Source organism: Pseudomonas sp. SCA2728.1_7 (assembly GCF_018138145.1).
Lineage (GTDB): Bacteria > Pseudomonadota > Gammaproteobacteria > Pseudomonadales > Pseudomonadaceae > Aquipseudomonas > Aquipseudomonas koreensis_A.
In genome coordinates, this window is sequence record NZ_CP073104.1 from 4,955,057 (window position 1) to 4,970,108 (window position 15,052).

11 protein-coding genes are annotated in these 15,052 nt (G+C 60.3%); 5 read left to right on the forward strand and 6 right to left on the reverse strand.

The annotated features are described in order from the left end of the window. Positions 1 to 42 precede the first annotated feature (42 nt). The 6 genes from KBP52_RS30580 to KBP52_RS22205 form a co-directional block, all read right to left on the reverse strand. The gene (locus KBP52_RS30580) at positions 43 to 258 is read right to left on the reverse strand and encodes a hypothetical protein (RefSeq protein ID WP_249122203.1); all 216 of its coding nucleotides are present in this window, start codon (positions 256 to 258) and stop codon (positions 43 to 45) included. Continuing rightward, positions 239 to 1,645 carry a hypothetical protein gene (locus KBP52_RS22185; RefSeq protein ID WP_249122204.1) on the reverse strand — a complete coding sequence of 469 codons (1,407 nt, stop codon included), beginning with the start codon at positions 1,643 to 1,645 and terminating at the stop codon, positions 239 to 241. The genes KBP52_RS30580 and KBP52_RS22185 overlap by 20 nt, the downstream gene beginning before the upstream one ends. 307 nt (positions 1,646 to 1,952) lie before the next feature. Beyond that, positions 1,953 to 5,432: a calcium-binding protein gene (locus KBP52_RS22190; RefSeq protein ID WP_212620968.1), complete on the reverse strand. Its 3,480-nt coding sequence runs from the start codon at positions 5,430 to 5,432 to the stop codon at positions 1,953 to 1,955. A gap of 52 nt (positions 5,433 to 5,484) precedes the next feature. Continuing rightward, positions 5,485 to 7,548, reverse strand: coding sequence for a hypothetical protein (locus KBP52_RS22195; protein WP_212620969.1), 2,064 nt, complete (start codon positions 7,546 to 7,548; stop codon positions 5,485 to 5,487). A 315-nt stretch (positions 7,549 to 7,863) separates the two neighbouring features. Then, positions 7,864 to 9,180 carry a bifunctional DedA family/phosphatase PAP2 family protein gene (locus KBP52_RS22200; protein WP_212620970.1) on the reverse strand — a complete coding sequence of 439 codons (1,317 nt, stop codon included), beginning with the start codon at positions 9,178 to 9,180 and terminating at the stop codon, positions 7,864 to 7,866. A 67-nt stretch (positions 9,181 to 9,247) separates the two neighbouring features. Further along, entirely contained in the window at positions 9,248 to 9,943 is a 696-nt protein-coding gene (locus KBP52_RS22205) for a DNA-3-methyladenine glycosylase (RefSeq protein WP_123593163.1), read from the reverse strand. Positions 9,944 to 10,120: 177 nt separating this feature from the next. Between KBP52_RS22205 and KBP52_RS22210 the strand changes: the two genes are divergently transcribed. From KBP52_RS22210 to mrdA, 5 genes are all read left to right on the forward strand, one after another. After that, positions 10,121 to 11,392, forward strand: coding sequence for a glutamate-5-semialdehyde dehydrogenase (locus KBP52_RS22210; RefSeq protein WP_077574669.1), 1,272 nt, complete (start codon positions 10,121 to 10,123; stop codon positions 11,390 to 11,392). Between the two features lies 1 nt (position 11,393). Next, positions 11,394 to 12,083, forward strand: coding sequence for a nicotinate-nucleotide adenylyltransferase (gene nadD / locus KBP52_RS22215; protein WP_212620971.1), 690 nt, complete (start codon positions 11,394 to 11,396; stop codon positions 12,081 to 12,083). Positions 12,084 to 12,155: 72 nt separating this feature from the next. Continuing rightward, a complete protein-coding gene (rsfS, locus tag KBP52_RS22220) occupies positions 12,156 to 12,650 on the forward strand; it encodes a ribosome silencing factor (RefSeq protein WP_016986117.1) in 495 nt (164 codons plus the stop codon). 9 nt (positions 12,651 to 12,659) lie between these two features. Then, entirely contained in the window at positions 12,660 to 13,127 is a 468-nt protein-coding gene (rlmH, locus tag KBP52_RS22225; RefSeq protein ID WP_003185785.1) for a 23S rRNA (pseudouridine(1915)-N(3))-methyltransferase RlmH, read from the forward strand. 10 nt (positions 13,128 to 13,137) lie between these two features. Beyond that, positions 13,138 to 15,033: a penicillin-binding protein 2 gene (gene mrdA, locus KBP52_RS22230; RefSeq protein WP_212620972.1), complete on the forward strand. Its 1,896-nt coding sequence runs from the start codon at positions 13,138 to 13,140 to the stop codon at positions 15,031 to 15,033. Positions 15,034 to 15,052: the final 19 nt, after the last annotated feature.

The following is a 15,052-nucleotide window of genomic DNA, read 5'->3' on the forward strand; positions in this document are numbered from 1 at the left end:
ATTCCATGTGGTTGAGTCAGCCATCCGTTGGCTGAATTGGGTTCAAGGCCGGTCGTGCTCGGGGACCGGCCAGACGACATCATCGGCGAAGGTCTTGTCGCCTTTGGGCAGATCCAGTATCACGCCGCCTGAACGGGCGATGTCGTCGATCAGGCTGTCATAGGCGTTGCTGCCAAAGTAACCAGCGACGCGGTTGTCGGTTCCCGCCCAGGTCGCCTGTTCGATTGCCGTGACACGGTCACCTGCTTGCTGCAGCACATCCTTGACCCGGGCGGCGCGGGTCAGGTCGGAATGCCAGCCAGATCCGCTCGGCACTGATGCCGCGTGTAGGCGTGGAGATATGACCCTCCATGTCGTCGAAGAGGAACTTGCCGTTGCCGGGGTTGAACGCCTTGTTTTCCGCGCCCGGCACCACTTCCAGGCCTCGGGTATCAATGGCGTACACAAAGGATGTCGTTTGCTGACGTCGCGTGGATTCATAACCTTTCGAATCATCGAAAACGAACGAGCTGTCAGAGTCGACCTCGTCGCCGGTCCGTTTACCGTCCGAGACTGAACTGCTGCCCGAATCGGAGGACTCGCCGGTACGTGCTTGCGAACGCTGCGGATTCACCCCGGGAAAAAGATTGGCCTGCGAGTTGTAATGCAGCTCGTGATAGAAGCCGCCCCGGGTCGCCGCGTAGGCAGTGGCGTCATGCAGTCCGAAGGTTGCACTCAACGCGCGTTTGTTGGTGGTGCCCGTGGGATTGCCTTTGCGGTACATCATTCGCCCGTCCCTGGCCAATTCGAACGGTAGCCGTGTTTCGCCGCGGAACATCGCCGGGATGTCGGTGCGGTACAACATGTTGTGTTTACTTCGCAGGTAGCCGAGATGAGCCGCGTAGTCAGCTAAAAAACTGTCGCTATAGCGGGTGGCGGGCCAGTGATGATTGAGGGCCAACCCTTGGGATCGCAAGTCTTGAACATAGTTGTCCAGCTCCTCGCCGATCAGTTTGAAACGCTGTTCATTGCTGGCGTCGAGTGTCTGGCGTTTATGTTGTTCGGCCCACTGCGGTATCGGCCCATGACCGAGCTCTTCTCGAAGCTGGCGCAGTTGGACTTTGCTCAGGTTATAGCTGCGCTGTAATTGCAGGCGCTGCTCGAGCGTGAGCTGTGGATGCCGCCACTTCAAGGAGTCGGCGACGTGCCTGTAGTCCTCGGTGTTCTGCACCCGCAGGGCCCACTGCGGTGGCTGGCCGTGTTTCTCTGCCTGCTCACGGAAGTCCGCCAACTGTGTGTCTTGCAGAATGTACATCTGCTGGATGTCCTGATCAGTCCAGTGCGCGAGCTTCGCCGCTGGCGGCATTGGGCTTTTTGCCAGGCTCCAGAGATTGTCCTGGGCTCTGCGATAAACCGGCGGGCCGGGCGCCAGACGTCTGAACGAAATGACCCGGTAGGCCTTGAGGTCCGCATCGTATTGAACACACACGTGATGCAGACCCTCTGTGCCCGCAAGCTGCACGTCAACCCAGTCTTTGCCCAGATAACTGCGGATGCCGGCCGCATTCGGTGCCGGCATGTCGCCTAAAAACGGATGCGCGTAATCCTCAAGTGAACCCGCCGCAAAGAATCCCGTGTCGGCGCTGGCGGCCGGTGAAACACTCACTTCGATTGCCCGGGAGACTGACCGGGACGTACCCGGCTCATCCTGGCGCGGTCGTTTTGGCGAGGAGGGCACGTCGGGCGAAAAAACACTGTCGGGTGTTTGCAGAGTCGGGGTGTCGGTCGAGCGGTTTAGCGGCGGTGAAGAACTGGCCGCTCGGTCGACGGGTGGGGACTTTGAGCGTGGGCCGGGTTTTTGTCGCATTGGCAGTCACTCCCTGTGGATAAGTCAGCCTTCCGTTGGCTGAACTGGATAGGCGCCGGTGTGGGCCTCCGCTCACACCGGCGCACGGTTTTTGGTTTCTCGGAACTCAGGTTTGCGCGGGCGGCAGGATCTGAAGATCTTCCGGTTTGATTCGCGCCAGGGGATCACTGTCCAGGCCCCAGTACTTTCTTACGCTGCTGTAAAACACCGTGCCGGATTTCCCGGGGGCGAAACCGATGTGGGTGACATGAACTTTCGCCGCCAGTTCGTGGCGTTGTTGATGTGCATCGATGTCGGCCACCAGTGCTTCGACACTGGCATACCCACGCGCATCGACGACGTACAGTTGGAGCACTTCAAACAGCAGGGAAATCTCATAAACGTTGCCCGCTGAAGTCACTACGCTGACTGACTCCACCGGGGCATCGTCGTCGATATCCGGCAGTTCGACGGTCACGCTGGCGATGTACAAGCGGTTGCCTTCGAGTTTTATATCTGCGCGTGCTACCCGTTCTTTCAACGTCCGGGTGTACAGGTTCCAGGTCGAGGCATCGGCGGTTTTTGCCGCGGCGCCAGGCGTTGAAATACGAATGATCGAATTGCTTGCCAGCAGTACGTCATAAGTCGAACTCTGGCCTTCGAGTACATAAATGCCGGTGTGGGATCCCGCTTCAATGGTGATCCGGCTGGGGTGTGCGGTCAGCACGGGTTTTACGCTCGCCAACGGTCGGACAAAGCGATAGCTGCCATTGCGTCGCTGGAGAAAACTGCGGGTGCTGAGGACGCGAATCCCGGGATGTTTCACATCGTCTTCATAGTTCAGTTCGGGAACTTGAAGCCGGTAGGAAATACCGTCCTGCATGATCAACACCACCTCTTGCACCAGACGGGGCGTGGTGACTTTCAGGCTGTTTCTGCCGCTGTAACCTGTGGCCGCCGGGATGGGCTGAACGATGCCTTTGAAGGTCAGCACTTTCGCTGGCAGCAGGACGGACAGGTTGATGTCGCGGTAGTACAGGTGAGTGGTACCGGAGATGCCTTTGCGCACTTGCACTTCATAAGTGAGCAGTACATCGACAATCTCGGCGTTGTTGAACGCCAGAAAAACCGAGCGGGATGTTTCGGGTGTATCGCGCCGGGCGACAAACTCCACCGGACGATCCGTGCGCGACACGAAATGCCGCTTCATACCGTCTTCGGTGATTTCGACAGTGCCACCGTTGATGATGTGTACAGCCGGTGCCGCTTGGCCAATGACGGTGACGGCGGGCTCGACAGACAGAGTCGGTGCATCCCCCGGCTCCTTGGGTAGCTGGACCCGCAGCTCATAGCCATCCGCGGTCTTGAAGGTGAACTGATCGTTCTTCAGTTGGCGTTTGCCATCGATCCACTGGTAGACATTTTCGATCGTCAGCACATGCTCGGGATCGTTGCCATCCTTGCCGCGCAGGGAGCTGACCACCAGCGATGTTCCGACGATCTGCCAGCGCTGAATGATGTCTGCCGGCCAGCCGAATTCGATCAGGCTCGACTGTTCGCCATCCTCGACGAGGGTCGTTCGCGCATTGCTACTGGCGATGTAGTAGCGGTCCGCGCCAGTACCGCCCTCGACCCGACAGTCCAGCCCGTAGATAGCGATCGTGTCATCGCCCGCGCCCGCGCTGATGCGATCGTAGCCGTTGGCCGCAATGCGATTGGCCGCGTCGTTGCCGGTGACGCGGCTGGTGCCTTTGCGCAGGGTCGAGACGTTCTCGATCGAGGTGAGTTGCGCGACGTCGACGGCATCGACAGTCGGATCAAGGCGCCGCAACGCGACTCTGCCGCTGTGCAGATCGATGTCGTGGCCGATGTGGCGGGTATCGCTGAGCGGCCGGCTGCCTTCAAAGGCCAGCGTGTCGGAACCGGCACCGCCATCGAGCACATTGAGATGGGGTGGTTTGCGGAGGCGGTTCAATTCCTTTTCGGTGACGTCCTGATAAAACGCATCGTTTTTGTCGCCACCGGTCAGCGCTTTGTGATCGTCGCGATAGCTGAACAGATTGGCTTTGTTCTTTACGCCGATGACCCGGTCATTGCCGCTGCCCAGGCGCCAGAAAACGCCTTTGTCGTCGCCGGCGCTGCCCGATACTTTGCCCTTGAGATTGACGGGCAGTCCGTTGCCGGCATCGATCACGTCGTCGCCCTCGACAATGGCGGCCTGACTGTCAAGCTTGAACGGTTGTTCGCCGGCGCTTTCATCCCACTGGTAGCGCCAGAGTTCCACGGGCTTGAGCTCAACCTGGAAAGCGCCGTTGATCACGTGTTCGATGGAGTGCTTGTACGCGCCCTCCAGCATGTCCCTGGCCGACACGTCGAGCTGTTTCTGGTAATCATGAAACCCCTTGGAGAGCTTGAAGCGATCCATGACCTCCTTGTCCAGTTCCTGGCGGGTAAAGGCGAACCAGCCTGAGCGCATGCGTTCTTCAAAGGTCAGTTCAATGTAGTCATCGATGTCGTCCACCACTCGTGCTGCCTGGTAGATGATCGAGGCTGCGATGAGCAACCCGGCGGCGACCAGACCGACAGGGCCGGCAATACTGCCAAAACCGGCCAGTGCGGCGACACCCAGTACCAGGCTCAAGCTCGCACCCGCTACGCTCAAGCCGCCGCTGACATAGTGATCCTGTGCTTCTTTGCCCTGTGCTGCGGCGGCGGCATTGAACGATTTGATAGCGTCGGCGATGTCGAAGGGCAGGGTGATTGCGCTGGCGAACATCCCGGCCCCCCGGCTCATGTATTTGCCCACCGACGTCAGCGGGAAATACTTCAGCGCGGTGCCGCCGTTTCTCAGCATCGCCTCACCGGTTTTGGTCAGTCCCCGCTCTATGATCAACGAGCCGAACTCGGCGGCGATGGAGCCGCCCTGAAAAATCGCCTCCAGTGTGTCGCCAGCCTTGATCGCATCGATCATCGCCTTGTAACCGCTGTAGATGCCGAACGCTTGCATGCCCACGCCGGCGCCGCTGAGCAGATAGCTTTTGTTTTTGCTGATCCAGCCCGGTGCGTTTTCCAGCGCATCGACCCGGTGGATATCGAGTCTTTGCGCCGCTTTGCCCAACTGATTCAGGCGATCCATTGCACTGCCGGGGTCGATCGCGGTGTCGGCGACGAACAGCGGTGCGGCATCGACGGAACGTTTGCAGGCGATTTCATAGAACAGCATGGCCGCCACGCCGCTGTCGGCGATGTCCGCCGATTTCACCCGCGCCTGCACCTTGTCTGCGTCGAAGTTGAGCCCGTCGATAAAGCCTTGATCCGCGCGCTGCATGCCGGCATTCGCCGGACTGATGGCCTCGCCATGGACTGTCGCGCCCATGGCCTGCAGTTCGACCCGGCTGGTCATCACCTCACCGATGCGCAACGGGCCGAAATGCTTGTCGAGGGATTTCAGCGTGCGCCGCCAGGCAGCATCTGCATCATCGGGCGATGTTGCGCTGTTGAGCGTTCCGGCCTGGGGCGCATGGGGATTGGCCGAAGCGTTGATGGGCGAGACCTGAACGGGGCTGAAGTTGGCCATTTGCAGGGGCGGGGTAATCATTTTTGACATGTCATTAATCCTTTAATGATGAGGTTTGCGCGCCGGTGTCCGTACCGGTGTGTCACGTGTCTTGAGTCAGTGTTTTTTCCGGTTCAGGCCAGCGGATGTCATAGGCAAATTCGTCGCCGTTGCCGGAAAGCCTGAGCACGGGTTTGCCGGCGGTCTCGGCTTTATCGATCAATTGGTCGTATTCGAATTTGTTGTGGTGGCCGGCATGGGTGGCCGCTTCGATGCGCTCGGCGCTTGCGCCGGCCTGTTCCTTGATGTGATCGATCTGCACTGCTTTGGTCAGCGCAGAGTTGATCAGCCAGATACGATCGCTATCCAGGCCGCTGCGGGTCACCGAGATCAGTCCTTCAAAGTCGTCGGAAGGAAACCACGTCGGTGGTGTGTCGCGGGCTGCCGAGTTGAAACTCATGTTTTCTTCATGGGGGACCACCTCCAGATGGCGGGTGTCCAGCGCATACAGAAACATTTCCGCCTGCCGTGTTCGGGTCGGTTCGTAGTGCCGGTCGTGATCCCAGTAGATCGGGCTGGCCGGCTCGGACCAATCGGAAGACGTGCTGCTGTGCGAGTCGCTGTTATCACTTTCCGAGCCGCTGTCGTCGGCACTGCGTCCGGGGTACTTGTGGGTCTGGCTGTTGTAAAGCAAGTACTCGGCAGAAGGAGTGCGAGCGTACATCTGCCCTTCGTTGAGGCTGAACGTGGCGCTCATTGGCTTGTGTGTGGTGGCGCCGGGTTCATGGTGATAGCGCGGCAGCATGAAGCCGTCATTGGCGAGTTCGAACGGTGTGCGCTCATCGCCACGGAACAGTGCCGGGACGTCGGTGCGGTACAGGCAGTTGTTCTTGTTGCGCAGATAGCCGAGTTTCTTCAGCAGTGCTTCGCGCACTTCCAGGGTCAGGCTGGTTTCGGGGCTGTACCAGTCATGGCGGGCATCGCGTTTGAGGTTGAGTTCATTGACCGCCTCTAGGCTCCACTTCTCCAGGCGTCGGGGATTGCTGACCTCTTCAGTCAGGCGTTTATGCACCTGAGCCCATTGCGGGATTGTGTGTCCACCCTTCAGGTCTTGCCGCAGACGCGTCAATTGGCTGGGCAGCAAATTGTAGGATTGCAGCAAGGCCTCGCGCTGCTTCAACGTCATGCCCGGATGCAGCCAGCGCAAAGCGTCACGCGCCAGGTCGTTGGCCGGATTATCCGTCGTGACGGACTCTGCCCATTGCGGTGCCCTGCCGTGAGTTTGCGCTTCGGCGCGGAACCGTCGGATATCCTCACCCTGAATGCCGTACAACTGCCATATCTCGTGATCGGTCCAATGCTTCAGATGTGTGGGTTGTGCGCCAAAACCCGCCACCGGTGGATCGACTTCGATCCAGTTGCCGAATCGGTCCTTGAAAGCAAACCGGGTGTCAGCGGCGTCGGTCTTGCGAATCGGCGTGAACGCGTAATAACCCTGGGCATCCGGTGAACGTGACGAGTGTGCGTAGAGGCGCAGATCAATGAAGGTCGGTGTGCTCGCAGCGCGAGGGCGCTTGGCGTCTGGCTCGCTGGTGACGGCAGCCGGGCGTTTCTGCGATGCGCCGGGTGTCGGCGGCTCATTGCCCACGGCCGGTGTTTCGCTGGCCTGCTCGCTCAGGCGCCAGCTTGGCCGGCCATCATTCTTGTAAAGGCGTGGGCCGGAAGGTTGGCGTTCGGTCAGCAGTTTGCTGCGAAGGAGGCCGGACTCATCGAGGCCGACATGGGTGGTGTACAGGTTGCCCTGGTATTCGACGTCGACAAATCTTCGCCCGACGATCCAGCGAAAACCATCGCTGTCCGCCGGCTTCATGCCGCGCAGAAAATCGTCATTCAGCCAGTACTTGGCTACGGAGCCATCGTGGACCGGGAGGGCATGATTTGTTGTCGGCATTTCGTGGATGACCACGGCGGGCGTCCGGGGCAAATCTGTCACGGGCCGGGCGCCAGTGTCAGGCATCGGGTTTGCGTAATCGGGAAAACCGGGCAGTCGATAGCCAGTCGGTGTACCGGTCGCCAGCGGTGTGTCGGGGCGTGAGGTTGCAGGGTTGCCCTGCTCGGGTTGTTGCACTGTGGAAAGAGGCGGTTTGCGCGGTATTTTCGGACTCATGAATTACTCGAGTTCAACGGATCGATAAAACATTCACAGGTGTAAAGCTGTTTTTGAATGGTTTTAATGATCAATATTTAAGTTGGATGTCGAGTCAATCTAACGGCTTTTCAAAATCGTGAAAGCAATAGCTGTCTGGATTTTCATTAAATATGTAACTTTGATTTTTATTGGTTTTTTGTGCAGGAAGTTGCCGTCCGGCTACTAAAGAAAAGTTACCGGAGGAGGGAAGTTTGGAGTGGGGTAATAACGCTGCTCTCGTCGGAAGTTTCCTAAAAAAGCAGCGCCAAAACAATAAGCCTTGTTAAATGTTAATTAGTAGGCATAGCGCAGCAATGTATGTGGCAAGTGCCGAAGAACAAAGAAGGCGAACATCGCTACCATGGCCGGCAAGATCAACCACCACACTTTGAATGGCATGGGGTTGAGTGATGTCGAGCGCTGGCTCAGCCACAGGCTGGCGGCGCAGACGCAACAAGCCAGCATCGCACCGGCCAATACATCGGTCGGCCAATGCGCGCCGAGATAGACCCGTGACAGAGCGATGGCCAAGGCGGGCATGCAGCCGATCAGCAGCCACGTCAGGCGCATGCGCGGCGGCTGACCACGGCCGGCGAGCACCGCCAGCGTCAGGAACAGCGCAAAGGAACCCGACGCGTGACCGCTGGGCATGCTGAAAGTCGTCAACGGATCGGTCAGTACTTCCGGACGCACCCGGGCAAAGAAGTACTTGGTCGCGGTATTGGCCAGCGCGGTGACCAGCAGCGTACCCACCGCGAACAACGCGTGGCGCCATTGTCGGCACAGCAACAGCAGGGCAACGAGCAGTGCGCTGAACATCAACATGTTGCGGAACTCGCCGATCAGCGTCAGCGTGACGGCAACTTCGTCCAGAACCGGCTGGCGATGTTCCTGCACCAGAGTCATCACGCCTTGATCAAGCGCTGTCAAATACGGATAGCCGATGAACAGGCCGATCAGAATCAACAGGCTCTTGCTGCTGATCCAGATTGTTGCGCGGCGGTGACGACGCAAACTGCTGTTCACACTGAGGCCGACCATTGCCGCAATACTGCCGGCGACAATCCCGGCTTGCAGCCAGAACCCTTCAGGCAATGGCAGGCGGAAAGCCGCGCCGGTGGCCCAGCCCGGCAGCAGATAGGCCAGGCTCCAGCCGGCGGCGGCCAACAGGCTGACAGCGGCGAAACGCGGGAAGGGCATGTCGCACATGCCGGCGACCATGGGCAGCATCGGCCGTAACGGTCCGATAAAACGTCCAACCAACAGGCTGGCGATGCCGTAGCGCTGGAAGTAGCCTTCTGCGCCGGCCATCCACTCCGGGTGATGGCGCAAGCCCGGCAGGCGCCGGATGTTCTGGTGGAAGTGGCGACCGAGGAAATACGAGATCAAATCACCGAGAATCCCGCCGAGGAAGCCCAGCAGCAGGGTTTCGCTCAGCGACAGTGCGCCGCTGCCGGCCAGCACGGCGATGGCAAACAGCAGCACGGTGCCCGGTACGATCAAACCGGCAATCGCCAGGCATTCCACCATAGCAACAATGAACACCGCAGCAGCCAGCCATTGTGGATTGGCCGCCAGCCACCCGGTCACGCTATCGAGCCATGGGCCCATACAGAAAAACTCCAATCATTGATTAACCCGGCAGGCGCAGCCGTCGGCAGCCCGCAGGGGCGTGTGTTTACAGCAGAAAATAATCCCGGCCTTCGACCTGACCGCGTCGCAGCGGGTTCCGCGTGCACCATTGCGCGTAAGTCGCATCGACGAAGCGGTACATCAAGTGTTCGTCCCGGCCGTGGGGGATACCCAGGCGGGTGGTCTGAATGATGTGCGAGGGCGCAGGCCCGGTGTCTTCTACCAGAAGGACTTCATGATCGAAACGTTTGGCATCCCACACTGGTACTTTCAGCCCCAGCGCCTTGCACAACAGGGTTTGTCCGGCGCAAAGCTTTTGCGAAGGGCGCGCACGTCCCTGAGCATCAGGGTTGTTCAGCAGCATCTGCGCCAGGCTCGCCGGCCCGCTGACTTCATCGACCCACGGATAGGCGGATTTGATCAATACCGCATTGCCCGGCCCTTGTGCGCTGAAGTTCAGCGAATCACCGCCACGGGCGTAGTACATATAGATGTGCCCGCCGTCCAGAAACAAAGCCTTACGCTTTTCTGTGTAGCCGAGGGACGCGTGACTGCCTTTTTCCGCGCAGTAATAGGCTTCGGTTTCGATGATTCGCGCGCTCAGCCACAGATCGCCGACCCGGTGGCGAATGACTTTGCCGAGCAGATCCTGCGCCAACACTTGCGCATCTCGGTCGAAAAAGGCGTCCGGCAGCCCCAGCGGCAGGCGTTCGGCGCGGTGGCGAACGGTCAGGTTGGACATGGCAGGCAACGTTTATCCAGGCTCAGGAGGTCGTGATGATAACAACGCACGGCTTAATTGGGCCTGAACGCCGGCGAATCCGCGTTCATTTCGACCATCCGCCCGTCACCGCTGTTAGTCCCGGGACGCGACAGCTATAATCTGCCGCTTTCCTCTTTGCCAAGACCCCAGCAGACCATGACTGAGTCCGTTCTTGACTACATGACCCGATTGGGTCGCGCCGCCCGCGAAGCTTCCCGGGTCATCGGCCGTGCCAGCACCGCGCAGAAGAACCGCGCCTTGCAGGCTGCTGCCAATGCCTTGGACGCCGCACGCGCCGAGCTTGCCGCCGCCAATGAGCAGGATCTGGCTGCCGGTCGCGCCAATGGTCTGGAACCGGCATTGCTGGAACGTCTGCAACTGACCCCGGCGCGCATCGACGGCATGATCGTCGGTTTGCGTCAGGTCGCGGCACTGCCGGACCCGGTCGGTGCGATCCGTGACATGAGCTTCCGTCCGTCGGGGATTCAGGTCGGCAAAATGCGCGTGCCACTGGGCGTGATCGGGATCATCTACGAATCCCGTCCCAACGTGACTATCGATGCCGCGAGCCTGTGCCTTAAGTCCGGCAACGCGACCATTCTGCGCGGTGGTTCCGAAGCGATTCATTCCAACCGGGCGATTGCCGCGTGCATTCAGCGCGGTCTGGCCGAGGCCGAACTGCCCGCTGCTGTGGTGCAAGTGGTTGAAACCACCGACCGTGCCGCTGTTGGCGCGATGATCACCATGCCTGAGTACGTCGATGTGATCGTGCCGCGCGGTGGCCGTGGCCTGATCGAACGCATCAGTCGCGATGCCCGGGTGCCGGTGATCAAGCATCTGGACGGTATCTGCCATGTCTACGTCAGTGCCCACGCCGATCTGGCGAAAGCCCAGCGCATCGCCTTCAATGCCAAGACTTATCGTTATGGCATCTGCGGTGCGATGGAGACGCTGCTGGTCGATCAAACGGTTGCGCAAGATTTCCTGCCGTCGATGGCCGCCCAGTTCCGCGAAAAAGGCGTCGAACTGCGTGGCTGCGAGCGCACCCGGGCGATCATCGACGCCGTTGCCGCCAGCGAAGACGACTGGAACACCGAATATCTGGCGCCGATCCTGTCGATCCGTGTGGTCGACGGTCTGGATCAGGCCATCGAACACATCAACCATTACGGCTCCCATCACACCGACTCGATCGTCAGCGAAAACCTCGCTGACACCCGGCGCTTTGTGGCGGAAGTCGACTCGGCGTCGGTGATGATCAACACCCCGACCTGCTTCGCCGATGGATTTGAATACGGATTGGGTGCCGAGATCGGCATTTCTACTGATAAGCTGCACGCCCGCGGCCCGGTGGGTCTCGAAGGACTGACCTGCGAGAAGTACATCGTGGTCGGTGATGGCCAGTTGCGCGGCCAGGCGCCGGTCTGACTTGACCGACCTCGACCTGACAGCGCCGCAAACCGGCAGCGAAACCCGTCCGCGGCGCATCGGCGTGCTGGGCGGCACGTTCGACCCGGTGCACATCGGCCATTTGCGCGGTGGGCTGGAAGTCGCCGAAGCGCTGGCGCTCGATGAATTGCGCCTGATGCCGAATGCGCGGCCGCCCCATCGCGGTACGCCGCAGGTGTCGGCGCAGGATCGCTTGGCGATGGTCGAGTGTGCGGTGGTCGGCATGCCGCCGCTGATGGTGGACGCCCGCGAATTGCAGCGGGACAAGCCGTCCTGGACCATCGATACCCTGGAGTCGATGCGCGCTGAAATGCCCGCCGAGACCCAGGTTTTTCTGCTTTTGGGCTGGGACGCATTTTGCGGCCTGCCCACTTGGCACCGCTGGGAAGAGTTGCTCCAGCATTGCCACATCCTGGTGCTACAGCGCCCGGACGCCGACAGCGAACCGCCGGATGCCTTGCGCAACCTGCTGGCAGCGCGTTCGGTGAGCGACCCGCTGGCCCTGAAGGGGCCTAGCGGACAGATTGCATTCGTCTGGCAGACACCGCTCGCGGTTTCCGCCACCCAGATCCGTCAACTGCTGGCCAGCGGTAAGTCGGTACGTTTCCTGGTGCCCGACGCGGTCCTGGCCTACATCGATGCGCACGGTCTGTACCGTGCGTCGAACTGAGCAAGGCGTGCTTCACTGATACGAATCCACGTATCGCCAAGCCGCCGAATATATGAGCAAAACGAGTTTTATATGACTGACAAAGACCAAACCAAAGTAAAGCGCAAAGGCACATTCAAGAGCGCCCCGCTGCCAGAACCGGTCAACACCAATGAGCCGCTGAAGGGCGACGAGCTGGTCAAGCTGGCTGTAGCTGCGCTGGAAGACGTCAAGGCACAAGACATCCAGATCATTGATGTTCGCGACAAGCAGAGCATCACTGACTACATGATCATCGCCACCGGTACCTCCAACCGCCAGATCAACGCGATGCTCGACAAGGTTCGCGAAGAAGTCAAAAAGCAGGGCGCCAAGCCGCTGGGCGAAGAAGGCAAGGGCGACAGCGACTGGGTGCTGCTCGACCTGGACCTGGTGATCGTGCACATGATGACCGCCTCGGCACGTCAGTTCTACGACCTGGAGCGCCTGTGGGCCGGTGCCGAGCAGAGCCGTGCGGCCGACGCCAAGCACCACAGCCCGGAAAACACCCACGAGCACTTCACCAAGCTCAACAAAGACCAGCTGTAAGGGATTGCTGTGCGACTGCGCCTGATCGCCGTCGGTTCACGCATGCCCAAGTGGGTGGAAGAAGGCTGGCATGAATATGCCAAGCGTCTTCCGTCCGAGCTGGCGCTGGAACTGGTGGAAATACCGCTCAATACCCGTGGCAAGAATGCCGACGTGGCCCGATTCATCCGTCAGGAAGGCGAAGCCATGCTGGCCAAGGTCGGGCCGAACGAGCGGATCGTCACGCTGGAAGTCCACGGCAAGCCCTGGAGCACCGAGCAGCTGGCGGTCGAACTCGATCGCTGGCGGCTGGATTCGCGCACGGTCAACTTCATGGTTGGTGGCCCGGAGGGGCTGGCGCCGGAAGTCTGTGCCCGTGCCGATCAGCGCTGGTCGTTGTCGCCGCTGACGTTGCCGCACCCGTTGGTGCGGATCCTGATCGGCGAACAGTTGTATCGTGCCTGGACCGTGCTGTCCGGTCACCCTTACCACAAGTAATCCAGCCCTCATGTCTCAGCCGATCCGCATCAAGGACCACGAAAAGGACGCACGCCTGGTGCGTAGCCGCGTCGTGTTCGGGGCCATTGCGATCATGCTGCTGATCGGCGTGTTGATCGCGCGGCTGTATTACTTGCAGGTGATCCAGTACGAGTACCACTCGACGCTGTCGGAAAACAACCGCGTCCATGTGCAGCCGATTCCGCCGACCCGTGGGCTGATTTTCGACCGCAACGGCGTGGTGGTGGCGGATAACCGTCCAAGCTTCAGCCTGAGCATGACCCGTGAGCGCTCCGGCGACTGGCAGCAAGTGCTCGACGTCATCGTCGAAGTGCTGGAGCTGACGCCCGAGGACCGGGTGATCTTCGAGAAACGCATGCGTCAGGGGCGCCGGCCGTTCGAGCCAGTGCCGATCCTGTTCGAGCTGAGCGAAGAGCAGATCGCCCGCATCGCGGTGAACCAGTTCCGCCTGCCGGGCGTGGAAGTGGTCGCACAATTGGTTCGTCACTATCCGCAGGGCGCGCATTTCGCGCACTCGGTGGGTTACATGGGGCGGATCAACGAGAAAGAGCTGAAGAGCCTCGATCCGGTCAACTACAGCGGCACCCACCACATCGGCAAAACCGGCATCGAGCGTTTCTACGAGCCGGAATTGCACGGTCAGGTCGGTTACGAAGAAGTCGAGACCAACGCCCGTGGCCGCGTGCTGCGTGTGCTCAAGCGCACCGATCCGATTCCCGGCAAGGACATCGTCCTCAGTCTGGACATCAAATTGCAGGAAGCCGCCGAGGTGGCATTGGGCGGGCGCCGTGGTGCGGTGGTTGCGCTGGACCCGAAGACCGGCGAAGTGTTGGCGATGGTCAGCCAGCCGAGTTTCGACCCGAACCTGTTCGTCACCGGGATCAGCTTCAAGGCGTATGCCGAGTTGCGTGATTCGATCGACCGGCCGTTGTTCAACCGTGTATTGCGCGGTCTGTATCCGCCGGGTTCGACGATCAAACCGGCGGTGGCGATTGCCGGTCTCGATTCTGGCGTAGTCACGGCTTCGAGCCGGGTGTTTGACCCGGGCTACTACATGCTGCCCAACTACGATCACAAATACCGTAACTGGAACCGTACGGGCGACGGTTTCGTCGACCTCGACACGGCGATCATGCGTTCCAACGATACCTACTTCTATGACCTGGCGCACAAGCTCGGCATCGATCGGCTGTCGGCCTACATGAACAAGTTCGGCATCGGCCAGAAGGTCTCGCTGGACATGTTCGAAGAATCCCCCGGCCTGATGCCGTCCCGCGAATGGAAACGGGCGACGCGTAAACAGGCGTGGTTCCCGGGTGAAACCCTGATCCTCGGGATCGGCCAGGGCTACATGCAATCAACGCCGCTGCAACTGGCTCAGGCCACGGCGCTGGTCGCCAACAAAGGCATCTGGAATCGTCCGCACCTGGCCAAATCCCTCGAAGGGGTGAAGCCGGTTGACGAGAATCCGATGCCGGACATTGTCCTGCGCGATCCGTCCGACTGGAACAAGGTCAACCACGGCATGCAGCAGGTGATGCACGGTGCGCGCGGTACTGCGCGTAAAGCCGCTATCGGTGCGCAATACCGCATCGCCGGCAAGTCCGGTACGGCACAGGTCGTCGCGATCAAGCAGGGTGAGAAGTACGACCGCTCCAAGGTTCAGGAGCGCCACCGTGACCACGCCCTGTTCGTCGGTTTTGCCCCGGCCGATGACCCGAAAATTGTTGTTTCGGTGATGGTCGAGAACGGTGAGTCCGGTTCCGGCGTCGCCGCGCCCGTGGTGCGTCAGGTCATGGACGCCTGGCTGCTCGATAAGGACGGACGTTTGAAGGCCGAATACGCCAGCCCAATCAGTGCGGAGGCTACGGCCCGTGATGAATAACTTTGATCGCATGCTCTCC

Bases quoted from the DNA above. Each gene is read 5' to 3' on its own strand.
- KBP52_RS22190 (WP_212620968.1), bottom strand. From the start codon at position 5,432: ATGTCAAAAATGATTACCCCGCCCCTGCAAATGGCCAACTTCAGCCCC.
- KBP52_RS22195 (WP_212620969.1), bottom strand. From the start codon at position 7,548: ATGAGTCCGAAAATACCGCGCAAACCGCCTCTTTCCACAGTGCAACAA.
- KBP52_RS22200 (WP_212620970.1), bottom strand. From the start codon at position 9,180: ATGGGCCCATGGCTCGATAGCGTGACCGGGTGGCTGGCGGCCAATCCA.
- KBP52_RS22205 (WP_123593163.1), bottom strand. From the start codon at position 9,943: ATGTCCAACCTGACCGTTCGCCACCGCGCCGAACGCCTGCCGCTGGGG.
- KBP52_RS22210 (WP_077574669.1), top strand. From the start codon at position 10,121: ATGACTGAGTCCGTTCTTGACTACATGACCCGATTGGGTCGCGCCGCC.
- rsfS (WP_016986117.1), top strand. From the start codon at position 12,156: ATGACTGACAAAGACCAAACCAAAGTAAAGCGCAAAGGCACATTCAAG.
- mrdA (WP_212620972.1), top strand. From the start codon at position 13,138: ATGTCTCAGCCGATCCGCATCAAGGACCACGAAAAGGACGCACGCCTG.